We start from the raw sequence: 24,143 nt of genomic DNA on the forward strand, positions 1-24,143 counted from the left end.
TATGCCTGATGACCATAGCAAGTTGGTCCCACCCCTTCCCATCCCGAACAGGACCGTGAAACAACTTTGCGCCGATGATAGTGCTGCAACCAGTGTGAAAGTAGGTTATCGTCAGGCTTGTTATTCGCAGTAGAGAAAAACCCGATCAGCAATGGTCGGGTTTTTTTTCGTCTGCTGGTTTTTTTTCACGGCATACCGGCGTAAAAAAAGGCACCGCTACGCGGTGCCTTTCTGTCTTTGCTTCCCTTTTATTGGCCTGCTACCACCGGCGTGGCGCCGCTCCTCGCGACCCACTCGATCAGCGCATCGACGGCGGCGCGGCCATTGCCATTGCCCACCAGGTCGCTATTGATCATGGCGACCACCACGCATAGCTGGTTGTTGGCGTCGGGCACGTAGCCGGCGATGGCCACGACATTTTTCAAGGTGCCCGTCTTGATGCGCGCGCGCGCGGCGGCAGGACTGTTCAGCATGCGCTTGCGCATGGTGCCGTCCAGTGCGGCGATGGGCAGGCTGGACTGGAACTCGGGCGCCCACGGACTTTGCTGCATCGCTTGCAGCACGCCGGCCAGTTGTGCCGGCGCAATGCGTCCCGTGCGCGACAGGCCGGAACCGTTGTCGACCAGCATGCCCTGGGTATCGATATGGTGCCGCTGGAACCATTCCTGGATCACTTGCCGCGCGCGCGTGGCCGTGTCTTCCGGCGCCGCCATGGCGACGGGGCGGCTGCCCAGCCAACCATCGCTTTGCAAGCTGCCCAGGCTCAGGAACAAGGTGCGGGCCAGGGTGTTGTCGGAGGTCTTGTTGATATCGCGCAAGACCTCTGGCAAGGCGCGCGCCACATGGTCGGCCAGCATGCGCGTGCCGACCGGTTCGGCCGTCGGCGGCAAGCCCGTGAACGGTGCTTCACGCACCGCGCCCGTGATCGTGCCACCCAGGCGTTTCCAGGTCGCACGGAACAGGCGGTCCGCATAATCGTTGCGGTCGAGCACATTGATGCTGGTGGCCTTGCTGCAATTTTGCGGGAAGGTGCCGTGTAGTATTACCTGCAGCTTGCCGCTCGCATCGCGCCGGTATTCGGGCGGGCGCCAGCCGTCCTCCCACCTGGCGCAGCTGCCCTTGACGAGCTTCATGTCGCTCGTGATGCTGACGTTCTCGAGCGGCGGCTGCATGAAGATGCTCAATTGCCGGTCCGTCGAGTTCATGTTGATATCGAGCAGATTGGTGTTCAGCAATAAGGCATCGGGAATGACGTTGTAACGGAACTCCGCCGACTCGTCGAAGGGGGCCGCGCCGATATCGGGCCGGGCCGGCTGGAACAGCTGGCGGTCGAGAATCAGGTCTCCCTTGATTTTCACGATGCCCTGGTTGCGCAGGGTTTGCAGCATGTGCGCGAGCACGTCCGCATTGAAATCCGTGTCGGCGCCGCCGCGCAGGATCAAATCACCCTTCAGTACGCCATTGATGACGTCGGCGCTGGTGCGCAACTCCGTGCGGCCGCGGAAGATGGGACCGAGCTGCTCCAGGCCCACGGCCGTCGTCACCAGTTTCATGGTGGAGGCTGGCTGCATGCTGCGCTCGGCGCCATGCGACAGCAAGGTAGCGTTGCCGCGCAAGACGATGGCGCCCATGGCGTCTTCGGGGATATTCGCGCTGCGCAGCAGCAGGCTGACGGATTCGGGCAATTGCGCGTGGGCCGTCGACAGGCCGAGACCAGCCAACAGCGCAGCCATCAGGACAGGACGTAACATGGTGCTCCTTAATGGAAAAAGACGTAGGCGACAAAGACGGCCGTGATCACGCCAGCAAGATCGGCGATCAGGCCGGCCGTGATGGCATAGCGCGTCTTGCGGATGCCGACGGAACCGAAATACAGGGCCACGATATAGAAGGTGGTGTCGGCCGAGCCCTGGAAGACGCAGGCCAGGCGGCCGACGAAGGAGTCGACGCCGTAGGTATTCATGGCGTCGATCATCATGGCTTTCGAGCCGGAGCCGCTGAGCGGCTTCATCATGGCCGTCGGCAGGGCGGGCACGAAGTCCGTATTGATGCCCAGGTTGGCGAAGAACCAGTTCATGCCGCTCATCAGGAAATTGAATACGCCCGCGTTGCGGATCACGCTGATGGCCACCAGCATGCCGACCAGGTAGGGAATCACGGTGATCGAGGTCTGAATGCCGCCTTTCGCCCCCTCGATGAAGGCGTCATACACGTTCACCTTCTTGCGCAGGGCGCCGATGATGAAGATGGCGATGACGCTGATCAACACCAGGTTGCTGACCACTTTGGAGACCAGCTCGATTTCCTGCTTCGTCAGATATTGCGTGAAGTACCAGATCATGGCGACGATGGCACTCGTCATGCCGCCCATCCAGCCCAGCACGACCCGGTTGAGCAAGTTGATGCGTTGTTTGATGGACACCGTGATGATGCCGACCATGGTGGCCACATAGGTGGCGATCATGCAGGGGATAAAGATGTCGGACGGGTCGGCCGCGCCGAGAATCGAGCGCTGCGCCATGATGGCCAGCGGAATCAGGGTCAGGCCCGAGGTGTGCAGCACCAGGAACATGATCTGCGCGTTCGTCGCCTCTTCCTTGTTCGGATTCAAGGTCTGCAGGCTTTCCATGGCCTTCAAGCCGAACGGCGTGGCCGCATTGTCCAGGCCCAGCAGGTTGGCCGAGAAATTCATCACCATGTGGCCCGTGGCCGGGTGGTCTTTCGGAATTTCCGGGAAGATGCGCGAAAAGAAGGGCGCGATCACTTTCGCCAGCCAGCCGACGATGCCCGCTTTTTCACCGATGTTCATGATGCCCAGCCACAAGGTCATCACGCCGGCCAGCGGCAGAGCGATATCCATCACGCCCATGCGCGCCGTTTCGAACGTGCCATCGATGATGCGCTTGAAGATATCGGTATCGCCGAGAAACAGCCACTGCAGCACTGCGGCCAGGAAGCCAACGAGGAAAAAGCCGGACCAGATGTAATTAAGTGCCATATGCGATCAGTTCTGTGTATCGGGAGTGAAAAATGTCTGCAAACAAAGTATAGGGGCAGCCCGATACGAGTTGATGAAAGAATGCAGCAATCGCATGCCAAAAAGTTATAAGCTGGCAGCCTGTTTTCATTGGCGCCCCGTCGCTTGCCCGCGTAGTGTGGGGGATGCCTGTCGCTTATCGCTGTTCGTTACCCTTGTCTGTACTGGATCACTGATGATGTTTTTACGCAAAACCGCCTGCGCCGCCGGCCTGGCCCTGTTGACGCTTTTCACTGCGCCCGCGCATGCCGCCGCCGATGCCCGCGCGAACAAGACCCTGCACTTGTTTTTGAGCACCAGCGAGACGGGCCTGGACCCGGCCGTGGCGTCGGATCTGGCCAGCCTGAACTTGATGGAAAACATCTTCGACCCGCTGCTGCGCTATGACTATCTGGCGCGCCCCGTGCAACTGCAGGGCAATACGGCGCGCGGCATGCCGACGGTCGAGGATGGCGGCCGCACGTATATCTTTCAAATACAGCCCGGTATTTTCTTCACACCCGATCCCGCCTTCAAGGGCAAGCCGCGCGAAGTGACGGCGCAGGATTATGTGTACAGCCTTACGCGGCTGTACGACCCGGCCCTGAAGTCGCCGTGGCTGTTCTTGCTGGAAGATAAGCTGGTCGGCGATGCGGCCCTGAAAAGCCGTTTCAGCTACGACACGCCGATCGCCGGCCTGCAGGCGCTGGACAAATACACCTTGCGCATCCGCCTGAACGGCGTCGATCCGAACTTCCTGTTTTACCTGGCCATGCCGGCGACAGCCGTGGTGGCGCGCGAAGTGGCCGAAGCGTATGCGGCGCCGGGGCAGATCGGCAATCACCCCGTGGGCACGGGGCCGTTCCTCGTCAAGGAGTGGAAGCGCAGCGACAAGATCGTGCTGCAGGCCAATCCGACTTTCCGCCCCACCGTGTTCCATACGGAAACCAAGACGCTGGCCGCCTTGCCGGTTGACGCGCGCGCCATCGCGACCGCGCTGGAAGGCCAGCGCTTGCCCCTGGTCGAGCGCATCGAGGTGCGCATCGTCGAGGAATATCAATCGCGCATGCTGGGCTTTCTGAAAGGCGAATTCGATTACCTGGAGCAAGTGCCCGAATCGATGACGGACATGGTGCTGGAAAACGGCACCCTGAAGCCGGCGCTGGCCGCCAAGGGCTTGCGGCTGACGCGCTTTCCCGTGCTGCAGACGTATTACATGTGGATGAACATGGACGACCCCGTGCTGGGCGGCACGAGCAAGGACAAGCTGGCCCTGCGGCGCGCCATCGCCCTCAGCTACAACAGCCGCGAAGATATCGCGCTGCTAAAAAAAGGGCTGGCCTTGCCGGCGCAATCGCCGCTGCCGCCGAATGTGCTCGGTTACGACAAGAGCTATCGCAGTCCCGTCGGCTACGATCCCGCGCTGGCGCGCGCCTTGCTGGAGCGCTTTGGCTACAAGGCGGGCGCCGACGGTTTCCGCACGCAGCCGGATGGCACGCCCTTGATCCTGACCATGCACACGGAGCCGAGCACGGTGGGGCGGCTGCGCGATGAATTGTGGCGCCGCAACCTGAACGCCATCGGCGTGCGCGTGGAGTTCAAGAGCGACAAGAAGACGGAAATCATCAAGGCCTCGCGCCTGGGCAAGGTGCAGATGTTCGAGACCAACTGGATCGCCGACTTCCCCGATGGCGATAACTTTATGCAATTGTTGTATGGTGGCAACGTTGGCCGCGCCAACTATGCCCGCTTCAACTTGCCCGATTACAATAAACGCTATGAGGAGGCGCGCCTGCTATCCGATACGCCGCGCCGACGCAGTCTGTACTTCGACCTGTTTCAGCTGATCCACGCTTACACGCCGTGGGTGCTGCTGACGCATCCCATCTCTGCCGACCTGCAGCAACCGTGGCTAAAAAACTACAGGCGCCACCCCGTGGAATTCACGTCCTGGCGCTACCTGGACGTCGATCCCGCCAAGGGGCGCCCCGCAGGCAAGTGAGCACGCCGTTGAAAAGGGCATTCATTCCAAAAAGTTATGGTTAGGAAAGCATTTTTCATTGGCTGGGCCCGGATGCATCGCGCTACTCTGAAAATGAAAACAAATAAAGTCATGCGCAAATGTCATAAAAAAATGTACCGCGAGACAGACGTTGCGACATATCTAACAGCCTGACTTGATAACTCAAGTTTCGATTGCCCAACAAGGAGAAGACCTGTGAAATTGAAGAAGCTAGCGCAGTTGGTGGCATTGATGGGGGTGGTGGGGCCGGTAGTGGCACAGGACGCGGCGGCGCCAGCGATGCAACGGGTCGAAGTCACGGGCAGCAGCATCAAGCGGGTGGCCAAGGAAGGCGCGCTGCCGGTGCAAGTCATTTCGTTTGAGCAGATTGAAAAGCAGGGCATCACGACGACCGAGCAATTGGTGCGCACCCTGTCGGCGAATGGCACGGGTGCGGATAACATGACTTCGGGTAACAACGTGTTTGGCGCCGATGCCGACCGGGTCAGCGGCGGCGCCTCGTTCGCCTCGCTGCGCGGCCTGGGACCGTCGAGCACCCTGGTGCTGCTGAACGGTCGCCGCATCGCCACGCACGGCGCCAGCGGCAAGTCGGTCGACCTGAACTCGATTCCGCTGGGCGCGATTTCACGCGTGGAAATTCTCAAGGATGGCGCCTCGGCCATCTACGGCACGGACGCCATTGGCGGCGTGATCAATTTCATTCTGAAAACCAATTACAGCGGCGTGGAAGCGTCCGTTTCCACCAATGACACGCAGGCAGGCGGCGGCGCCACGCGCCGCGCCTCTCTCCTGGCCGGCACGGGTTCGCTGGAGTCGGACCGCTACAACATCATGGCCAGCCTGACCGTCGACAAGGCGCAGCAGCTCAACGGCCGCGACCGCTCCTTCGTCAACGGCTTCCAGCCGGGCCGTGGCCTGTCGCCCGATACCACGGGCACGCCATTCGCCAATCAGATGTCGGGGCCGGGCACGGCGCTGCAGATTCCTGACCCCAAAAATCCAGGGAAATTTATCGGTGGCTATAACCTGCCTGGCGATCCGACAGTGTATCTACAAGCCAATCCGCTGAGTTTCCAGGGCAAGTGCGACAGCATCGCCGGCATGTCGCAGTATCAGACGGCACTGTGGAAAGACGTGACCTCCCCGCTGCGCACCAAGTATTCGTGCGCGTACGACTATGGCGCCGACTATGTGCTGCAATTCCCCGTCGAACGGGCCAATCTGCTGTCGCGCGGCACTTTCCAGCTGGCGCCCGACCACCGCATGTTTGTCGAAGTGCTCGGTTCGCGCACCAAGGCCACGGCCATTTTGACGCCGATGCAGGTGCAGGCGACCGTCGCCAACAAGAATTTGTATCCGGTCGGTGGCGCGTATTACCAGGATCTGTCGGCCTACATCCCCACGTTCGACAAGACCAAGCCGATTTCCTACAAATGGCGCGCCAATGACGTGGGCAACCGCACGCAGGAAAACACCACCGACAATGCCCGCGTGCTGGTGGGCTTTGAGGGGAACTTCGGCAAGTGGGATTACAAGGCCGGCATTTCGCGCGCCGAAAGCAGCACCAAGACCAAGCTGACGGATGGCTATTCCTACACGGACAAGCTGTACGCGGCACTGGCCAGCGGCATCATCAATCCGTGGGTGGGCGCGGGCCAGAGCCAGACGGAAGCGGCCAAGCAATTGATCGAATCGACCAAGTTCCGTGGCGACTTCCAGCATGGCAAGACGACCCTGACGCAGATCGATGGTTCCGTTTCGGGCGAACTGTTCCAGTTGCCGGCCGGGGCGCTGGCCATGGCGGCCGGCTTTGACTTGCGCCGCGAAGGCTACAGCTTTGAGCAGGATGTCGACGCCAATTTGATTCTGTTGGCGCCGGGCAATGCTGCATTGAAAGATGCCAGCCGTACCGTCAAGGCCGTGTATGCCGAGCTGCTGGTGCCGGTCACGAAGGACCTGGAAATGCAGCTGGCCATCCGCCGCGACGATTACAGCCTGGTGGGCGCGACGACGAATCCGAAAGTAGCTTTCCGCTACCAGCCGACCGACTTCCTGCTGTTCCGTGGTTCGGCCAGCAAGGGTTTCCTTGCTCCAAGCTTCCAGCAGCTGTATTCCGGTTCGCTGAGCCAGGAATTGCCGAACGGCGTGGTCGACCAGGAAGGTTGCGCCAAGCATCCGGGCGTACCCGAGTATTGCGCCATCGACCGCCTCGATTACAAGACGGGCGGCAACACGAATCTGAAGCCGGAAACGTCGAAGCAGGGCAGCGTCGGTTTTGTCATCGAGCCGGTGAAGGGATATTCCGCTTCGTTCGACTACTGGGCCATCAACACCAAGGACCGCATCCTGAACCGCACGCCGCAAATCGTGCTGGCCAACTACCAGGCGCTGAACCAGTACATCCACCGCAATCCGGACGGCACCATCGAGTACGTGCAGGCGGGCTGGATCAATGCGGCAGGCAGCCGCGTGCGCGGCCTCGACGTGGGCTTGCGCGGCGAAGGCAAGATCCAGGACGCGAAATGGACGGCGACCCTGGACGGCACGTATATGGACAGTTTCAAGTTTGCGGAATATCAAGGCCAGGAATACCAGGAGCTGGTCGGCAAGTTTTATACGCGCGATTTGTACCTGCGCTGGAAACACAATGCCAGCTTCGGCGTGTCGCGCGGCGACTGGAGCGGCTTGCTGATCCAGAGTTTCTCGTCGGGCTACAAGGACCAGTTGCCGAACGGCGGCAAGGGCGCGCCGCCACCGGGCTTCAAGCCAGACGTGTCCAGCTACACGACGTATAACCTGTCGGGCACGTACACGGGCTTCAAAAATACCACCATCACCGTGGGTATCCAGAACTTGTTCGATCGCGATCCGCCATTCACCGCGCACAACGTGGATGAAGTGGTGGGCGCCGGCTGGGACCCGCGCGTGGCCGACCCGCGCGGCCGTTCGCTGTCGTTCCAGCTGAAGTACAAGTTCATGTAAGGCGGCCATGCCGGCGGCGATCCCGCCGGCATGCTAACCTCGTGCGGCGGCGCCTGGCGTCGCCGTTTTTATTCCAGGAAAGGGCCGCATGTCCAGTCAGACCAATCTCAGCCGGCGCCGCTTCGGCGGCTTGTTGGCCGCCACCCTCGGGGCGGCAGGCACACCGGCATGGGCGGCGGCCGCGCAAGGGAAGGGCAAACGCATGCAACAGCAACACGCATTGATCAAACCGGCGCGCCTGCGCCAGGGCGACCTGGTCGCCATCATCGCGCCCGGCGGTTTTACGGATGAAGATGCCATCGCCAAGGCCCAGCGCAATATCGAATCGCTGGGACTGCGCGCCAGCCTGGGCGCGAACATCCGCGCCGTGCACGGCAACTATGCTGGCACGGTGCAGCAGCGCCTCGACGACTTGCACGCGGCTTTTTCCGACCCCGAGGTCAAGGCGATCTGGGCCATCCGCGGCGGCTCCGGCTGCATCTCGCTGCTGACGCTGCTCGACTATGCCTTGATCCGGCGCAACCCGAAAGTGCTGATCGGCTATTCCGACATCACGGCCCTGCACCTGGCCATCGCCAGCCAGACCGGGCTGGTGACCTTCCACGGCCCCGTGGCCTCGTCCACGTTTTCCGACTACACGGTGACGCAGCTGCAAAACGTGCTGATGACGCCGCAAGACAGTTACACGATCCCGATGGCACTGGAGAATCACCGCCGCGCGCAGACGCAGCCGAATTTCGCCATCCGCACCGTGCATGGCGGCCAGGCGACGGGACGCTTGACTGGCGGCAACCTGTGCATGGTCAGCGCGCTGGCCGGCACGCCGTATGCGGCCGATTTCCGCGAGCACATCCTGTTCCTTGAAGAAATCAACGAAGTGCCCTACCGCATCGACCGGATGCTGTGCCAGCTCGACTTGTCCGTGGGGTTTGCCAAGGCGGCGGCGCTGATGCTGGGCATCTTCGAGCATTGCGAGGCGGCCGAGGGAGATACGGCGCTGAGCCTCGATGCCACCCTGGAGCAGCATCTGCAGCCCTTGGCCGTGCCGGCCGTCAGCGGCTATTCGTTTGGCCACATCCGCCACCAGTTCACGATACCGATGGGCATCCTCGCCACGCTCGATGCGGACCGGCAAACCTTGACCTTGTTGGAGCCGGCCGTCTGCTAGCGTACGGTGCAGCGGGGCGATTGTCAGTATGCTAGTGTGATTGCAGGCGTGGCACGAGGCCGCGCCGCTTTCTTTACCGTTTACAACATGATCAACCGCCACGCCAGTACCTACATCCTCAGCCACCCGCTGGCCTTCGTGCTGCAGGTGCTGAAGGGTTTCCGCGCCAACCAGGGATTGCTGCTGGCGGGCGCCGTCGCGTATTACTCGCTGCTATCCATCGTGCCGCTGCTGATGCTGGTGGTGGTGGCCCTGTCGCACGTGATCGCGCAGGACGAATTGCTGCAAACCATAGGCCATTACCTGGAATGGCTGGTGCCGGGACAATCGAAGGCCATCGTGGGCGAGATCGCGCACTTTCTCAACAACCGGGGCGTGATCGGCTGGTTGCTGCTGCTGACCATGCTGTTTTTCAGCTCGCTGGCGTTTACCGTGCTGGAAAACGCCATGAGCGTGATTTTCATCCACCGCGTGGCCATCCGCCGCCGCCATTTCCTCATTTCCGCCGTGCTGCCGTACTGCTACATCCTGTGCCTGGGCATCGGTATTTTGCTGATTACCCTGGTGGCGGGCGGCTTGCAGGTGATGGGCGAGGAAAGCGTGCGCTTCCTGCGGCACGACTGGGGCCTGGAAGGCGTCTCCGGCGTGCTGCTGTATTTGCTGGGGCTGGGGGGCGAAATTCTCGTACTGAGTTCGATTTACCTGGTCATGCCGGTCGGAAGATTATCGATCACGCATGCGCTGATCGGCGGCGTGACGGCGGCCTTGCTGTGGGAAATCGCCCGCCATGTGCTGGTCTGGTATTTTTCCACCTTGTCGCAGGTCAACGTCGTGTATGGCTCGATGACGACAGCCATCGTCGTCATGTTCAGCCTGGAAATCGGCGCCACCCTGCTGCTGCTGGGCGCGCAAGTGATTTCCGAATACGAAAGAGTGGCCCGTGGCGGCGAAGAAGACAAGCCGCTGGCGCTAAGGACTTGATTTAAAAAGGTTGTTGCGTTGCACAAAAGGCTGTGCTATACTCCGTTCAGTGATTGAGATTTGGCAGCAAATTATCTCACCGTCCAGTTTCAGCGCGGCGACCGACACGTGTAATGTCGATGGCGTGACAGTGCGAAGAAATGGATTTTGTAATTCCGGATACGATGGTCGATTTACACTTGGAGTCACCATGCAGATAGCATGGGAGTCCGAAAATCAGGAGGCACTTTGCAGATAGCACTGGCGTCCATGACACGATTAAAGCATTGGTAATACATTGGAACGAAGCCCGCGCTAGCGGGCTTTTTTTTCGTCCATCGTTGGCAGTCGCTCGGGGTCAGACCCGGCGGGTCTGACCCCAGCATTTGCCGTGGGGTTTATAAAGCCCGCGCAATCAAAATCTTCTGAATATCGCTGGTCCCCTCATAAATCTGGCACACGCGCACGTCGCGGTAGATGCGCTCGACGGGGAAGTCGGACACATAACCGTAGCCGCCGTGCACCTGGATGGCGTCCGAGCACACTTTTTCCGCCATTTCCGACGCGAACAGCTTGGCCATGGCCGCTTCCTTCAGGCAGGGCAGGCCTGCATCCTTCATGGCCGCCGCGTGGCGTATCAGCTGGCGCGCCGCTTCGATCTGCGTGGCCATGTCGGCCAGGCGGAATTGCACGGCCTGGTGTTCATAGATGGGTTTGCCGAAACTTTCGCGCTCGCGCGCATAGCTCAAGGCTGCCTCATACGCGGCGCGCGCCATGCCCACGGCTTGCGAGGCGATGCCGATGCGTCCGCCTTCCAGGCCGGACAGGGCGATCTTGTAGCCTTGTCCTTCTTCGCCGATCAAATTTTCCGCCGGGATGCGGCAATTCTCGAACAGGATTTGCGCCGTGTCCGACGAGTGCTGGCCCATCTTCTGTTCCAGTCCCGCCACGATGTAGCCGGGCGTGTTCGTCGGTACCCAGAAGGCGCTGATGCCGCGCTTGCCGGCCGCCTTGTCGGTGACGGCCATGACGATGGCCACGTCCGCATACTTGCCGCTTGTAATGAACTGTTTCGTGCCGTTGATGACGTAGTCATTGCCGTCGCGCGTGGCCGTCGTGCGCAGGGCCGAGGCGTCGCTGCCCGTGTGCGGTTCCGTCAGGCAAAACGCGCCCAACATCGTGCCTTGCGCCAGCGGGCGCAGCCACTGTTCCTTCTGTGCATCGTTGGCATACATCATGGCGATGCTGCACACGGGGCAATTGTTGACGGAAATGATGGTCGACGTGCCGCCATCGCCGGCGGCGATTTCTTCCAGCACCAGGGCCAAGGACACATAGTCGAGGCCGGCGCCGCCGAGCGCTTCCGGCACGGCCACGCCAAAGGCGCCCAGCGCGGCCAGCTCCTGCAATTCTTCCTTGGGGAAATGATGTTCCTTGTCCCAGCGGGCCGCGTTGGGCGCCAGGCGCTCGCGCGAAAAACTGCGCAGCGCTTCCTGGATCATGGTCTGTTCTTCGTTGAGTATCATGGGACGTCGTCTCGTTTGTTTTTATGGTGTGTGGGAATTACCAGGCTATGGGCTTGCCGTCGTAGTTGCGGAACACCGCTTTGTCCGTGGCCGGCAGGCTGGCCAGGGTGGCGCGGATGCCGGCGGCGCTTTCCTCCGGCGAAATGTCGGCGCCGGCGCCGCCCATGTCCGTGCGTACCCAGCCCGGGTGGAAGGCCACGCAGCTGACGCCTTGCGGGCCATGCACGAGGGCGGTGTCGATCAGCACGGAATTCAAGGCCGCCTTGCTGGCGCGGTACAGCGAACCGCTGGGGTTGCCCCGTTCGCTCAAGGAACCCATGTGCGAAGACAGCACGGCCAGCTTGCCTTTCGCGTTGGCCACCAGCGGCGCCAGGATCGGCAGCAGCCGCATGGCCGCCAGCACGTTCGTGTGCATGACGAGGTCGAAATCGGCTTGCGCGGGAAAACCGTCGTGGCGGGGTCCATACACGCCCGCGTTGAGGATGGCCACGTCGAGTTTTTCATCGTCGAGCTTCCAGCCCAGGCCGGCGCAGCCTTCCACGTCCGTCACGTCGAGCTGGTGCGCTTCCGCACCCAGTTGCTTGAGCTCTGCGCAAGCGTCTGGTGTGCGCGCCGTGGCGATGACGCGCCAGCCATCGTGGCGGTATTGACGGACGAGCTCGTGGCCGATGCCGCGCGAGGCGCCGATGATCAATGCGGTAGGCATATGTGTTCTCCCTGAAAATAAAATGAAAGGGCGCGCACCGTGAACCGCGGTGCGCGCCCGTGCTCAGGAAGAGCTTATACCAGTTCGATCGCCATCGCCGTCGCTTCGCCGCCGCCGATGCACAGGGCTGCCACGCCGCGCTTGCCGCCGGTTTTCTTCAAGGCGCCCAGCAGGGTGACGATGATGCGCGCGCCCGAGGCGCCGATCGGGTGGCCCAGCGCGCACGCGCCGCCGTGGATGTTGATCTTGCTGTGCGGAATGTCGAGGTCGTGCATGGCGGCCATCGGCACGGCGGCGAACGCTTCATTGATCTCGAACAAGTCCACGTTGCTGCTGCTCCAGCCCGTTTTTGCGTACAGCTTTTTCACCGCGCCGATGGGGGCCGTGGTGAATTCGTTCGGCGCCTGTGCATGCGTGGCGTGGCCGTGGATTTTCGCGATGACGGTGCAGCCGAGTTTTTTCGCCGTCGACTCGCGCATCAGCACGAGGGCCGCCGCGCCGTCGTTGATCGACGAGGACGAAGCGGCCGTGATGGTGCCGTCCTTCTTGAACGCCGCCTTCAAGGTCGGGATTTTTTCCAGGCGGGCTTTTTGCGGGCCTTCATCGATGCTGACGATGGTGTCGCCGCCACGGCCGGAGACCGTCACGGGCACGATTTCCCATTCGAAACTGCCATCCTTGGTGGCCGCTTGCGCGCGTTTGACGGATTCGATGGCGAAGGCATCCTGCGCTTCGCGCGTGAAGCTATATTGGCTGGCGCACTCTTCGGCAAACGTGCCCATCGAGCGGGCATTGCCCTTTTCATCGCGGCTGTAGGCGTCTTCCAGGCCATCCATCATCATGTGGTCATAGATCATGCCGTGGCCGATGCGGTAGCCGCCGCGCGCCTTCGGCACCAGGTAGGGGGCGTTGGTCATCGATTCCATGCCGCCCGCCACCACCACGTCGGCGCTGCCGGCGAGCAAGGTGTCATGCGCGAACATGGTCGTCTGCATGGCCGAGCCGCACATTTTCGACAGGGTGACGGCACCGGTGGAATCGGGCAAGCCAGCCTTGCGCAAGGCTTGGCGCGCGGGCGCCTGGCCCTGGCCGGCCATCAGGCAATTGCCGAAAAACACGTGTTCAACGGCATCCGGCGCCACGCCGGCCCGTTCGACGGCGGCGCGGATGGCCACGGCGCCCAGGTCGCTGGCGGTGACGTTGGCAAAATCGCCCTGGAAGGCGCCCATGGGGGTGCGCGCGGCACCGACGATTACGACTGGATCATTCATGTTGGATCTCCGGTTAAGGGTAGGGATGATGACTGCATACAAAAACGCAGGTGCTGCGGATAAGGGAAGACGTCCTCGATATGGCCGTCTTCGATGCGCTGCTTGCGCGCCTGCCAATATTGCGCCGTCAGCAGGTCGGCATGGTGCTGCATGAAATAGCTGCGGATGCGGGGATTGCCCAGCAGGAAGGTGCCGAATTGTTCGGGAAACACATCGTGCTTGCCGATGGGATACCACGGTTCGGCCGACATTTCTTCCTCCTCCGTGCGCGCCTCGGGGATGACGCGGAACTGGCAATCGGTGATGTACTCGATTTCATCGTAATCGTAAAATACGACACGCTGATGACGGGTGACGCCAAAGTTTTTGTACAGCATGTCCCCCGGAAAGATATTTGCCGCCACCAGTTCCTTGATGGCGTTGCCGTATTCGACGATGCCGTGTTCGACCAGGTCGGCGCGGCCTTCCTTCTCGGCATTGCTCAGCCACATGTTCAGCGGCACCATGCGCCGCTCGATGTACAGGTGGCGGATGATGATCTGCTCGTGGTCTTCTTCGATCAGCGAGGGAGCGAACTGTTTCAGCTCGGCCAGCAGTTCCGCGGCAAAACGGGTGCGGGGAAAGGCCACGTTGGAATACTCGAGCGTGTCGGCCATGCGGCCCACGCGGTCGTGATGCTTCACCAGCAAATACTTTTGCTGGACTTGCGCGCGCGTCGTTTCCTTGGGCGGCGGGAAAAAATCCTTGATTACCTTGAAGACATAGGGGAACGACGGCAGGGCAAACACCAGCATCACCAGGCCGCGGATGCCGGGCGCGCTTTCGAAGTGGTCCGATGAGTGTTTCAGATGCTGCAGATAGTCGCGGTAAAACAGCGTCTTGCCCTGTTTTTGCAGGCCCAGTATCGTATAAATTTCGCTGCGCGGTTTGCGCGGCAGCAAGCTGCGCAGGAATTGCACATAGGCCGACGGCACTTCCATATCGACCAGGAAATACGCGCGCGTAAATGAAAACAGCACGGCAATCTGCTGCTGCTCGAACAGCACCGTGTCGAGCACCAGCTCGCCGTGACGGTTGTGCAGGATCGGCACGACAAACGGGTATTCGCGGTTGCCGTTGATGCCTTTGCCGACCAGATAGGCGCCCTTGTTGCGGTAGAACAAACTGGTCAGGACCTGGAGCTGGTGGTTCGGTTCCAGCCGGTCGGCGCCGAACAGTTGCTGCAGGCGCGCTTCCACCTGGGCCACGTCGCGTTCCAGGTTGGCAAATGCGCAGTCCAGCTGGAAGTTGTTCACCATGCGCGTCAAGGTGTGGCGCAAGCCGTCCTGGCCAGGGTAATACACGCGGTAGGTGGGCACCGGGTCTTGCGTGTCGATGTATTCCGTGGACACGACGGGGCGCACGAAAATATAGTCGTTATTGAAATACGTGCGATGCAGGATGTTGCAGCAGACGGAATTAAAGAAGGTTTCCGCCAGTTCCGGCTGCTTGTGTTCCGTCAGCATGCCGATATAGTGCAGCTTGAGTTCGCGCCACACTTCGTCGCTCAACTCCGACTCTTCGTACTCATCTTCGAGCATCTGCACGCATTCCTGCACGCGCTTGTCATAGAAGTCGATGCGCTCGCGGGCCGCCGTCTGCGCCGCGGACCAGGCGCCTTGCTCGAAATACCGCTTGGCGTGCTGGCTCGTTTCACGGAACAGGCGGTAATGCTTGTCGAAGCCGTCGCGGATGGTGCGCGCGATATCGAATGCAATCTGCGAAGAGAGCAATTTGGGGAAGGCAATGTGCGTCATATCTGTGCTCGCATGAATGGCTCCTCACCCAGTCGATAGTCGCGCGCCCGTGCTTACTTGGTTTCCGCAAACAGTTCGCGGCCTATCAGCATGCGGCGGATCTCGCTGGTCCCGGCGCCGATTTCGTACAGCTTGGCATCGCGCCACAGGCGGCCGGCCGGATACTCGTTGATGTAGCCGTTGCCGCCCAGGGCCTGGATCGCTTCACCGGCCATCCAGGTCGCCTTCTCCGCACTATACAGAATGGCGCCGGCCGCGTCCTTGCGCAACTGGCGCACGGCTTCCGGCGTGGTGGCGCGGTCGCAGGCCTGGCCCACGGCATACACATAGGCCTTGCACGCCATCATGGTCGAATACATATCGGCCAGTTTTCCCTGCATCAATTGGAATTCGCCGATGGGCTGACCGAATTGCTTGCGGTCATGCACGTATGGCACGACCAGGTCCATGCAGGCTTGCATGATGCCCAGCGGGCCGCCGGACAGCACGGTGCGCTCGAAATCGAGGCCCGACATCAGCACATTGACGCCCTTGCCCAGGCCGCCGAGCACGTTTTCGGCCGGCACTTCGCAATCCTGGAATACCAGTTCGCCCGTGTGCGAGCCGCGCATGCCCAGTTTGTCGAGCTTTTGCGCGATGGAAAAGCCCTTGAAATTCTTTTCGATCAGGAACGCCGTCATGCCGCGCGGCCCCGCTTCCAGGTCGTTCTTGGCGTACACCACCAGCACGTCCGCGTCAGGGCCGTTGGTGATCCACATCTTGGTGCCGTTCAAGACCCAGCGGTCTCCCTTGAAGTCGGCGCGCAGCTTCATGCTGACGACGTCCGAGCCCGCGTTCGGTTCCGACATGGCCAAGGCGCCAATGTGTTCGCCTGTGATCAGCTTCGGCAGGTATTTGGCTTTTTGCTCGGCCGTGCCGTTGCGCTTGATCTGGTTGACGCACAGGTTCGAGTGGGCGCCGTAGGACAGGCCGACGGAGGCCGAGGCGCGCGAGATCTCTTCCATGGCAATGATGTGCGCCAGGTAACCCATGCCGGCGCCGCCGTATTCTTCGCTGACGGTGATGCCGAGCAAGCCCATGTCGCCCATCTTGCGCCACAGATCCATGGGGAACTGGTCGGTGCGGTCGATTTCAGCCGCGCGCGGTGCGATTTCAGCGGCGGCGAATTGTTGGATCGCTACTCTTAGCGAGGCGATGTCGTCGCCGTGGTCAAAGGTCAAGCCTGGGAGATGGAGCATGTCGTCCTCGTCGTTATAAGTGTGGCGGTCATGGGTGCCGGGTCAGTGAAGCTATGATACTCAGTTGTGACGTTTACGTAAACGTCAAGTGATGCGCGCGGCAAGCGCCGCCGCACCGATGCCTAGTTGGTTTGCGCCTGATCAAGGTTCAAGTCCGCCAGCATGCGCGCGCAAGCGTCTTCATGCGCACTGATTTCCGCCAGCGCCATTTCAATGTCGATGCGCTGCTGCTCCAGAGTCTGCCGGTGCTGCGCCAGGACGCCCAGGAAGCGGTCCATCTGCGCGCGCGTGTCCTTCGGCGACTCGTACATGTCGACCAGGCTCTTGATCTCCGACAGCGCCAGGCCCAGGCGCTTGCCGCGCAGGGTCAGTTTCAAGCGGGTGCGGTCGCGCGGCGTGTAGACGCGGCTGCGCCCGCCGGCGCCTTCGCGTTTCGGACTGAGCAAGCCCTGGTCTTCATAGAAACGGATGGCGCGCGCCGTGATGTCGAATTCCCGCGCCAGTTCGGTAATGGTATAGGTCGTCATGGGTGCGGGCGGTGTCGGTTGCATGGGTGGTCGGTCGTCAGATGGGGTGCGGCGAAGCAATGGGTGGCAAAGTGCCGTTTACGTCAACGTCAATTCTATTGTAGCGTGCCCTGCCCGTGCTGCAACAAAGAAAAAAGAGGGCATGCAGAGGATAACTTGGCGAATAAGGCAACAATTACTGAAAATAAATTGATTCTTCTGGCGCAAACACGCTTAAGATCGAGAGTTGGTGGCCAAGATGACACCAAAAAGAGCTTTCCTGGCATAACAGCGACATTCTTTTCGCTGCGATGGCAGTAAAATTTTTTGGCGCACATTCTTTCCAGTAGGCACGATCAAAAAACAACGTTTCACCGTGCGCATGTCGCATAGATCGTTTCCATATTGAAAACAAGATGGCCCTTCTGAAAACTTTGTCTACGAGAAATTGTATGGCATGGGCATTGCGCGTATCGCTGGAGGAGGGCATTATCCGATACCGTACGTTGTAATGCCAAACCGAGGCTTTGAATCGTGCTGCAGTGCGAAAATCAAGGCTAGCCGCGAATTTGACCCGAAGCCACACAGAATCACAAGAGAAAATTCGGCCCACTTTTTGACTTGAAAAGCCCGGCCAGAGTGTTAATTGTTAATTTATACTCTTTTCAAATGTAACAATCTGTATGGTCATTCAAGAAACTGACTTTCATGTTACAACATGAAATAGTACACCTATGAATTCTTCTAACGAACGCGAAAGCTTCAGCCAGCGACTTCAGTTGGCTCTCAAAAACGCCCATTATTCTCCAGACAGCCCGACCAGACTGGCCCGGGAATTCAATATCCGTTTCGACGGGCGCCCGATTACCGTGCATGCAGCTAGGAAATGGTTAGTAGGTGAAGCAATTCCCACGCAAGAGAAATTGCGCATGATTGCCCAATGGTTGGGTGTTCCCGCGGAATGGTTGCGTTTTGGCGGCCCGGAAAGCGCCACGCCGAACGGCGAAGCGGGCAGCGCTTTGTCGCGTTTCGAGTCCGCCGATGTGAAATTAATTGCCGATTTGCAAAGATTAGATGAACATCATCGTCAAATCGCGCGAGAATTTATTCGCATGCTGGTGCGCGTCAACTACCAAAAGTAAGCATTCAGGCCTTCCCCGGCCGGCACCGTCCGCTTTTCGCCGATGGTGCTCCCCCTGTCTTTTTATTTGCGCAGCGTCATACTGGAGACATGATTTTGCCGCACAATAAGACTTCGCATGTTGCGCTGCAGCGGAATTATTTGACAATAATCCCGTACGCAGCGGCGCAGCGGCCAATACCAGCGCATAATCACATCAGAAGCAGCCAGTTCATCCACTACGGAGCCGAGCATTTGAGCCGTCTTATGAAAAGTAACTACAGCAATACCGCGCAGCTGAAGGACTTGATGACCGTGCCCCCCATGACTGCCGCGCAACATGCGGAAGTGATGCGCAAACGGATCGCCCACCGCAGGATGGTTGAAGAAGCCAGGGATTTGAAGCAGGCCAGTGCCGTTCAGTTTGAGAAGCGGTGATGGATGCCTGACCAAAGCTGCTGCGCGTCGGCATAGGCGGTCTGCGATGCTCACCAGCTCGGCGCCCCCGTGCTAGAGCACGGTTGTGCTTCTCGGCCACCTCTTCCTTCCGCTCGCTACGCTTTTGTCAGGCATCGTGACGTGCGTAGTTGGTGATGTAGTCTGTTAGTTTGTTGCTGACTGGTCTGAGGCTTTCAAACCATTCCACCGCGGCGCCAGGGCGTGCTCGATGCCGAGCAGGTCGATGACGCGCGCCACAGTATGGTCGACCATCTGCGCGATGCTCTGCGGGTGGTGATAGAAGCTCGGTAATGGCGGGAAGATGATGCCGCCCATTTCGGTGACGGCCGTCATGTTGCGCAGGTGCGCCAGGTTGAACGGCGTTTCGCGCACCATCAGGATCAGGCGGCGGCGCTCCTTGAGCACCACGTCGGCCGCCCGCGTGATCAAATTATCCGACAAGCCATGCGCCACGGCCGCCAAGGTCTTCATCGAGCATGGCGCGATGACCATGCCATCCGATTGAAACGAGCCGCTGGCGATGCTCGCGCCGATGTCGCGCAGCTTGTGCACCACGTGCGCCTGCGCTTCGATGTTCTTGCGCCCCACGCCCGTTTCCTGGTGCAGGGTCAGTACGGCCGCATCCGACAAGACCAGATGCGTCTCGACGCCGGGGATGGCGGCGAGCAATTGCAGCAGCCGCAAGCCATACACGGCGCCCGTGGCGCCCGTGATGGCCACGACGATACGGCGCGGCCGCTGCTGTTGACTATCAGGCATCGAGCAGGGATTTCAGTTCGCCCGATTCAAACATTTCATTCATGATATCGGAACCACCGATGAACTCGCCTTTGACATACAGCTGCGGAATGGTTGGCCAGTTCGAGTAGTCCTTGATGCCTTGGCGCACTTCCGGGTCATCCAGCACGTTGACAGTGGCGATGTTTTCCACGCCGCACGCTTTCAGGATCTGGATGGCGCGGCCGGAAAAGCCGCACTGCGGGAACTGGGCCGTGCCCTTCATGAACAGCACGACTGGCGTGTTCGTCACGGTTTCTTTGATCCAGGTTTGTACGTCGCTCATAGCTGCCTCTGATGGGTAAATAAATAGATGCCGTCATTTTATAAGAAAACGACGGCACGGGTATGCGCTCAAGTCATAAATCGGGCAAGTCAGCCACGTTGGAGTTTATAACTGCTTGCCCAGGCAGGTCGATTGTGCGGCGCCCACGTATTTTCCCCAGGCAACGACGGGTGCATAGCCGTGCCTGGCATAAAAGGCCACCGCGCGGGCATTCGCCACGCGGGTGGACAGGTACAGGGCCTGATAGCCATGCCCACGCGCCTGCGCTTCCACATGGGCCAGCAGGGCCGCGCCCACGCCAGTACTGCCCGGGCGCGCATACATGCGCTTGAGCTCCGCCGTGGCGCTGTCCGGCTCGCCCAGCGGCCGCAGGGCGGCGCAGCCCAGCAGGTCACCGGTGCCATCGCGGGCAATATAAAAGCCGCCGCGCGGCGTGGCCGCTTCGACGTCGAACGAGGAGCGGCCGCTGTCGCCGTTGATGCGCAGCAATGCTTCCGACAATGCGTCGAGCAGCAACTGCGCATCCGGGCCGGCCGCGTCCGCCGCCAGGATGACAAGGTCCTGCCTGGCGGCCACTAACTTAACCGCGCAGCTTGGCGAACGCGGCGGCCATGCTGCCGGCCGGTTCCGGTGCGTTGCGCGACTGCGACTGGTGCTGCGCCATGCTGCGGCGGTCGTTGCGGTCGCCACGCTGTTCCGGTTTGCTGCCCGCCTGCGGCGCGCTATCCGTCAAACGCATGGTCAGCGCGATGCGCTTGCGCTTTTCATCGACTTCCAGCACTTTGACGCGCACGACTTGTCCCGCTTTGACCACCGTGTGCGGGTCTTTCACGAAGGTGTTCGACAGGGCCGAGATGTGCACGAGGCCATCCTGGTGCACGCCGATGTCGACGAAGGCGCCAAAGGCGGCCACGTTGGTGACCACGCCCTCGAGGATCATGTCCGGGCGCAAGTCGCGGATTTCTTCCACGCCTTCCTTGAAGGTGGCGGTGGTAAATTCCGGACGCGGGTCGCGGCCCGGCTTTTCCAGTTCCTTCAAGATGTCGGAAATGGTTGGCACGCCAAACGTTTCATCCGCATATTTTGCCGGGCTTAAAGTTTTCAGCAGGGCCGTTTCGCCGATGACGGCCTTGATATCCTTCTTGATATCGGCCAGGATCTTTTCCACCAGCGGGTAGGATTCCGGGTGGACGGCCGAGGCGTCCAGCGGGTTCTCGCCGCCCATCACGCGCAGGAAGCCGGCCGCCTGTTCGTACGTTTTGTCGCCCAGGCGCGGCACGGCTTTCAAGGCCGCGCGCGAGGTGAACGCGCCCTTCATGTCGCGGTAGGTGACGATGCTTTGCGCCACGCTGGCCGACAGGCCGGAGACGCGCGCCAGCAGCGGCGCCGACGCCGTGTTCACGTCCACGCCGACGGCATTCACGCAATCTTCCACCACGGCATCGAGCGAGCGGGCCAGCTGGCTTTGACTCACGTCATGCTGGTACTGACCCACGCCGATCGATTTCGGGTCGATTTTCACCAGCTCGGCCAGCGGGTCTTGCAGGCGGCGCGCGATCGAGACGGCGCCGCGCAGCGACACATCCATGTCCGGCAATTCTTTCGAGGCGAATTCGGACGCCGAATACACCGACGCGCCCGCTTCCGAGACGACGATCTTCGTCATCTTCGCTTCCGGATGCTGCTTGATCAGGTCCTGCGCCAGTTTATCCGTCTCGCGCGAGGCCGTGCCGTTGCCGATGGAAATCAAGGACACATTGTGCTTGGCGGCCAGGCGGCCCAGCGTGTGCAAGGAACCGTCCCAGTCGTTCTTCGGCTGGTGCGGGTAGATCACGGCCGTGTCGACCACTTTACCCGTGGCATCGACCACGGCGACCTTGACGCCCGTGCGCAGGCCAGGATCGAGGCCCATGGTGGCGCGCTGGCCGGCCGGCGCGGCCAGCAGCAGCGCTTTCAGATTGGTGGCGAAGACATTGATGGCGTCGAGTTCCGAGCGTTCGCGCAGCGCGCCCATCAGTTCCGTTTCCAGGTGCATGAAGCTTTTCACGCGCCACGTCCAGCGCGCCGTATCGGCCAGCCATTTGTCGGCCGGACGGCCCTGTTGCTTGATGCCGAAGCGGGCGGCGATGCGGCCTTCGCATGGGTTGTGCGGCGCATCCCATTTCGGTTTTTCCGCTTCCGTATCCAGGCGCAGGGTGACGTCAAGGATGCCTTCGCGGCGGCCGCGCAGCAGGGCCAGCGCGCGGTGAGATGGCACGGTGGAAATGGTTTCCGAGTAATCGAAATAATCGGCGAATTTTTCGCCTTCGTCCTGCTTGCCTTCCACCACTTTCGATTCGACGATGCCGTGTTCCTGCACGTATTCGCGCAAGGTTTGCAGCAACGTTGCATCTTCGGCGAAACGCTCCATCAGGATCTGGCGCGCACCGTCGAGGGCCGCCTTGGTGTCGGCCACGCCCGGGTTGTTGCCGTCGGCACTCGTGAACGGTTCGCGCAGGAACTTGCCCGCCTCCATTTCCGGCGTCAGTTCCGGGTTCTCCAGCAAGCCGTCGGCCAGCGGCATCAAGCCCGCTTCGATGGCGATCTGCGCCTTCGTGCGGCGCTTTTGCTTGTACGGCAGATACAAATCTTCCAGGCGTGTCTTGTCTTCCGCGTGCATGACGGCGTCGAGCAGCTCGGGCGTCATCTTGTTCTGTTCCGTGATCGACGCCACGATGGCGGCGCGTCGCTCTTCCAGTTCGCGCAGGTAGCGCAAACGCTCTTCGAGCAGGCGCAACTGGATATCGTCGAGGCCGCCGGTCGCTTCCTTGCGGTAACGGGCGATGAAGGGCACGGTGGCGCCTTCGTCGAGCAGTTCGATGGCGGCGGCAACCTGCACCGGTTTGGCGGCAAGTTCAAGGGCAAGACGTTGTTCGATAGTGGGCAGCATGGTTGTTTCCAGAGCGATCAAGCCTGGAATGATACGCAATCGGCGCGATTGCGCAATCTTGACAGCGCAAATGGACTGTGCGTTGACAACAGCGTCAACGCGGCGGCAGTAGCGGGCTGGCGGGCGGCGCCGGCGCCGGTCTCTGCGGCGTGACGGATTTGCCAAAGGCATTGCCCATGCGGTGTTCGAGGGCGGCGCGGTTGTACAGGCCCAGCTGGTTCGACGGGCGCTGCACGATCGCTTCCGCGCCGGACAGGGCCGGTGGCTGGCGGTTCAATGTGTTGCTAATTGGCAATAATTTTTCATTCAAGCAAGACATCGATGGAGCGCGCTGGCCATTGACTTCCACTTCCACGCAGCCTTTTTGCGGCGCGGCGGCCTGCACGACGACGGTGTGCTCGTCCGCCTGCGCGGGCAGGGCGGCGCAGGCCAACAGCAACAGTGATAACAGGCGTGCCATGGCGGCTCCCGGAGCGGTGAACAGGCTGCCAGCATAGCAAGGTCCTATGTCGCGGTGATGACACGCACGCGTGCCCGCGCATGCGCAATGTCATGCAGTTGTCATTTTACGAAGCTACCATCTTGCCATTCTGCAGACAACATTGCAGTCAAGACACTTCATAAGCAGGCTCTTTTCGTTGATTTCCCTGGAAAATGACACGAACCCACCGCCGCACCGCAACGGGCAATGCCCTGGCCTTGTCCGCCTGTTTGCTGATGACATTGATGACATTCGTGCGGCCGGCTGCGGGCGCGGACGGTGCGGATGCCAGCGCGCACGCGACCCTGCGCTTCGACTTGCCCGCCCAGCCGCTCGACGCGGCCCTGGTGGCGTTTGGCGAAGTGACCGGGTATTCCGTGCTGGTCAGCAGCCAGTTGGCGGCCGGGAGAGTGGCGGCCCCCGTGCGTGGCGACTACACGCCGGCCGAAGCGCTGCAGCGCCTGCTCGTCGGCACCCAATTGGGCGCGCGCTTCAGCGGCAGCAATGCGTTCACCTTGCTGGCGCTGGCCGACGCCCCCGTGGCGCCGGCGCCCGTGCCGGCCGAGGCCGTCCCCGCCGCGCCACCGTTGCAGGGGTATGCGGCCATCCTGCAGCGCTCGCTCACGCGCGCCCTGTGCCGCTTGCATCCGGACGCGTTCGGCCGCTACCGCCTGGCCTTCCAGTTGTGGCTCGATGAGCGGGGCAAGGTGCGCGCCGTGCACGTGCTCGAAGCGAGCGGCGTGGAACAGCGCGACCGCGCCGTGCTGCAGCGCTTGCGCAGCCTGCTGATGGATGGCGCGCCGCCTGCGGGCTTGCCGCAGCCGCTGACGATTTTACTGACGCCGCGGCCCGACCCGGGCGCCGATTGCGCGCCCTACCGCCTGGCCGGGGCGCCCTGA

At 61.2% G+C, this 24,143-nt stretch carries 20 protein-coding genes and 1 rRNA gene; 7 read left to right on the forward strand and 14 right to left on the reverse strand.

The features are described from left to right. Window positions 1–4: 4 nt before the first annotated feature. A 5S ribosomal RNA gene (rrf, locus tag GCN78_RS17070) occupies window positions 5–117 on the forward strand. Between the two features lie 131 nt (window positions 118–248). On the opposite strand, the gene dacB is transcribed toward rrf, so the two are convergent. Both dacB and GCN78_RS17080 read right to left on the reverse strand, forming a co-directional pair. Further along, window positions 249–1,751: a D-alanyl-D-alanine carboxypeptidase/D-alanyl-D-alanine endopeptidase gene (dacB, locus tag GCN78_RS17075; RefSeq protein WP_152252767.1), complete on the reverse strand. Its 1,503-nt coding sequence runs from the start codon at window positions 1,749–1,751 to the stop codon at window positions 249–251. 8 nt (window positions 1,752–1,759) lie between these two features. Beyond that, entirely contained in the window at window positions 1,760–2,998 is a 1,239-nt protein-coding gene (locus GCN78_RS17080) for a nucleoside recognition domain-containing protein (protein ID WP_034753725.1), read from the reverse strand. 217 nt (window positions 2,999–3,215) lie between these two features. Here GCN78_RS17080 and GCN78_RS17085 point away from each other — a divergent pair, with 217 nt between their 5' ends. The 4 genes from GCN78_RS17085 (at window position 3,216) to GCN78_RS17100 (ending at window position 10,170) form a co-directional block, all read left to right on the forward strand. Further along, the gene (locus tag GCN78_RS17085) at window positions 3,216–5,018 is read left to right on the forward strand and encodes an ABC transporter substrate-binding protein (RefSeq protein WP_152252897.1); all 1,803 of its coding nucleotides are present in this window, start codon (window positions 3,216–3,218) and stop codon (window positions 5,016–5,018) included. 216 nt (window positions 5,019–5,234) lie between these two features. Then, entirely contained in the window at window positions 5,235–8,021 is a 2,787-nt protein-coding gene (locus GCN78_RS17090; protein ID WP_226939680.1) for a TonB-dependent receptor, read from the forward strand. 88 nt (window positions 8,022–8,109) lie between these two features. After that, entirely contained in the window at window positions 8,110–9,189 is a 1,080-nt protein-coding gene (locus tag GCN78_RS17095; RefSeq protein ID WP_152252768.1) for a S66 peptidase family protein, read from the forward strand. An 87-nt stretch (window positions 9,190–9,276) separates the two neighbouring features. Then, complete coding sequence (locus GCN78_RS17100; RefSeq protein ID WP_152252769.1) at window positions 9,277–10,170, forward strand: YihY/virulence factor BrkB family protein; 894 nt, start codon at window positions 9,277–9,279, stop codon at window positions 10,168–10,170. Between the two features lie 377 nt (window positions 10,171–10,547). Here GCN78_RS17100 and GCN78_RS17105 read toward each other — a convergent pair whose 3' ends face one another. The 6 genes from GCN78_RS17105 to GCN78_RS17130 all read right to left on the reverse strand — a co-directional run bounded on the left by GCN78_RS17105 (window position 10,548) and on the right by GCN78_RS17130 (window position 17,213). Beyond that, on the reverse strand, window positions 10,548–11,675 hold the full coding sequence (locus tag GCN78_RS17105; RefSeq protein WP_152252770.1) for an acyl-CoA dehydrogenase family protein: 1,128 nt from the start codon (window positions 11,673–11,675) through the stop codon (window positions 10,548–10,550). Between the two features lie 37 nt (window positions 11,676–11,712). Continuing rightward, a complete protein-coding gene (locus GCN78_RS17110) occupies window positions 11,713–12,381 on the reverse strand; it encodes an SDR family oxidoreductase (protein ID WP_152252771.1) in 669 nt (222 codons plus the stop codon). A 74-nt stretch (window positions 12,382–12,455) separates the two neighbouring features. Next, on the reverse strand, window positions 12,456–13,652 hold the full coding sequence (locus tag GCN78_RS17115; protein ID WP_070313414.1) for an acetyl-CoA C-acyltransferase: 1,197 nt from the start codon (window positions 13,650–13,652) through the stop codon (window positions 12,456–12,458). After that, window positions 13,649–15,448, reverse strand: a complete 1,800-nt coding sequence (aceK, locus tag GCN78_RS17120; RefSeq protein WP_152252772.1) for a bifunctional isocitrate dehydrogenase kinase/phosphatase — start codon at window positions 15,446–15,448, stop codon at window positions 13,649–13,651. Before aceK ends, GCN78_RS17115 begins: the two co-directional genes overlap by 4 nt. A gap of 53 nt (window positions 15,449–15,501) precedes the next feature. After that, entirely contained in the window at window positions 15,502–16,686 is a 1,185-nt protein-coding gene (locus GCN78_RS17125) for an isovaleryl-CoA dehydrogenase (protein WP_152252773.1), read from the reverse strand. A gap of 122 nt (window positions 16,687–16,808) precedes the next feature. Then, on the reverse strand, window positions 16,809–17,213 hold the full coding sequence (locus GCN78_RS17130; protein WP_071074963.1) for a MerR family transcriptional regulator: 405 nt from the start codon (window positions 17,211–17,213) through the stop codon (window positions 16,809–16,811). Window positions 17,214–17,926: 713 nt separating this feature from the next. Here GCN78_RS17130 and GCN78_RS17135 point away from each other — a divergent pair. After that, entirely contained in the window at window positions 17,927–18,334 is a 408-nt protein-coding gene (locus GCN78_RS17135) for a hypothetical protein (RefSeq protein ID WP_034753756.1), read from the forward strand. Window positions 18,335–18,396: 62 nt separating this feature from the next. Here GCN78_RS17135 and GCN78_RS29380 read toward each other — a convergent pair whose 3' ends face one another. From GCN78_RS29380 to GCN78_RS17165, 6 genes are all read right to left on the reverse strand, one after another. Continuing rightward, window positions 18,397–18,804: a hypothetical protein gene (locus GCN78_RS29380; protein ID WP_193316768.1), complete on the reverse strand. Its 408-nt coding sequence runs from the start codon at window positions 18,802–18,804 to the stop codon at window positions 18,397–18,399. Between the two features lie 111 nt (window positions 18,805–18,915). Then, on the reverse strand, window positions 18,916–19,530 hold the full coding sequence (locus GCN78_RS17145; protein ID WP_152252774.1) for a UbiX family flavin prenyltransferase: 615 nt from the start codon (window positions 19,528–19,530) through the stop codon (window positions 18,916–18,918). Next, window positions 19,523–19,834 carry a Grx4 family monothiol glutaredoxin gene (grxD, locus tag GCN78_RS17150; protein WP_034753766.1) on the reverse strand — a complete coding sequence of 104 codons (312 nt, stop codon included), beginning with the start codon at window positions 19,832–19,834 and terminating at the stop codon, window positions 19,523–19,525. Before grxD ends, GCN78_RS17145 begins: the two co-directional genes overlap by 8 nt. 105 nt (window positions 19,835–19,939) lie before the next feature. Then, complete coding sequence (locus GCN78_RS17155; RefSeq protein ID WP_226939681.1) at window positions 19,940–20,410, reverse strand: GNAT family N-acetyltransferase; 471 nt, start codon at window positions 20,408–20,410, stop codon at window positions 19,940–19,942. A 4-nt stretch (window positions 20,411–20,414) separates the two neighbouring features. Further along, window positions 20,415–22,763, reverse strand: coding sequence for a Tex family protein (locus GCN78_RS17160; protein ID WP_152252775.1), 2,349 nt, complete (start codon window positions 22,761–22,763; stop codon window positions 20,415–20,417). A gap of 94 nt (window positions 22,764–22,857) precedes the next feature. Then, window positions 22,858–23,223, reverse strand: coding sequence for a hypothetical protein (locus tag GCN78_RS17165; protein WP_152252776.1), 366 nt, complete (start codon window positions 23,221–23,223; stop codon window positions 22,858–22,860). 194 nt (window positions 23,224–23,417) lie between these two features. On the opposite strand from GCN78_RS17165, the gene GCN78_RS17170 reads away from it, so the two are divergent. Then, on the forward strand, window positions 23,418–24,143 hold the full coding sequence (locus GCN78_RS17170; protein WP_152252777.1) for a secretin and TonB N-terminal domain-containing protein: 726 nt from the start codon (window positions 23,418–23,420) through the stop codon (window positions 24,141–24,143).

Source organism: Janthinobacterium rivuli (assembly GCF_009208735.1).
Lineage (GTDB): Bacteria > Pseudomonadota > Gammaproteobacteria > Burkholderiales > Burkholderiaceae_D > Janthinobacterium.

What these genes read in the sequence shown, in the direction of transcription:
- dacB (WP_152252767.1), bottom strand. Translation starts at nt 1,751, where the DNA reads ATGTTACGTCCTGTCCTGATGGCTGCGCTGTTGGCTGGTCTCGGCCTG.
- GCN78_RS17080 (WP_034753725.1), bottom strand. Translation starts at nt 2,998, where the DNA reads ATGGCACTTAATTACATCTGGTCCGGCTTTTTCCTCGTTGGCTTCCTG.
- GCN78_RS17085 (WP_152252897.1), top strand. Translation starts at nt 3,216, where the DNA reads ATGTTTTTACGCAAAACCGCCTGCGCCGCCGGCCTGGCCCTGTTGACG.
- GCN78_RS17095 (WP_152252768.1), top strand. Translation starts at nt 8,110, where the DNA reads ATGTCCAGTCAGACCAATCTCAGCCGGCGCCGCTTCGGCGGCTTGTTG.
- GCN78_RS17100 (WP_152252769.1), top strand. Translation starts at nt 9,277, where the DNA reads ATGATCAACCGCCACGCCAGTACCTACATCCTCAGCCACCCGCTGGCC.
- GCN78_RS17105 (WP_152252770.1), bottom strand. Translation starts at nt 11,675, where the DNA reads ATGATACTCAACGAAGAACAGACCATGATCCAGGAAGCGCTGCGCAGT.
- GCN78_RS17110 (WP_152252771.1), bottom strand. Translation starts at nt 12,381, where the DNA reads ATGCCTACCGCATTGATCATCGGCGCCTCGCGCGGCATCGGCCACGAG.
- GCN78_RS17115 (WP_070313414.1), bottom strand. Translation starts at nt 13,652, where the DNA reads ATGAATGATCCAGTCGTAATCGTCGGTGCCGCGCGCACCCCCATGGGC.
- aceK (WP_152252772.1), bottom strand. Translation starts at nt 15,448, where the DNA reads ATGACGCACATTGCCTTCCCCAAATTGCTCTCTTCGCAGATTGCATTC.
- GCN78_RS17125 (WP_152252773.1), bottom strand. Translation starts at nt 16,686, where the DNA reads ATGCTCCATCTCCCAGGCTTGACCTTTGACCACGGCGACGACATCGCC.
- GCN78_RS17130 (WP_071074963.1), bottom strand. Translation starts at nt 17,213, where the DNA reads ATGACGACCTATACCATTACCGAACTGGCGCGGGAATTCGACATCACG.
- GCN78_RS17135 (WP_034753756.1), top strand. Translation starts at nt 17,927, where the DNA reads ATGAATTCTTCTAACGAACGCGAAAGCTTCAGCCAGCGACTTCAGTTG.
- GCN78_RS17145 (WP_152252774.1), bottom strand. Translation starts at nt 19,530, where the DNA reads ATGCCTGATAGTCAACAGCAGCGGCCGCGCCGTATCGTCGTGGCCATC.
- grxD (WP_034753766.1), bottom strand. Translation starts at nt 19,834, where the DNA reads ATGAGCGACGTACAAACCTGGATCAAAGAAACCGTGACGAACACGCCA.
- GCN78_RS17160 (WP_152252775.1), bottom strand. Translation starts at nt 22,763, where the DNA reads ATGCTGCCCACTATCGAACAACGTCTTGCCCTTGAACTTGCCGCCAAA.
- GCN78_RS17165 (WP_152252776.1), bottom strand. Translation starts at nt 23,223, where the DNA reads ATGGCACGCCTGTTATCACTGTTGCTGTTGGCCTGCGCCGCCCTGCCC.
- GCN78_RS17170 (WP_152252777.1), top strand. Translation starts at nt 23,418, where the DNA reads ATGACACGAACCCACCGCCGCACCGCAACGGGCAATGCCCTGGCCTTG.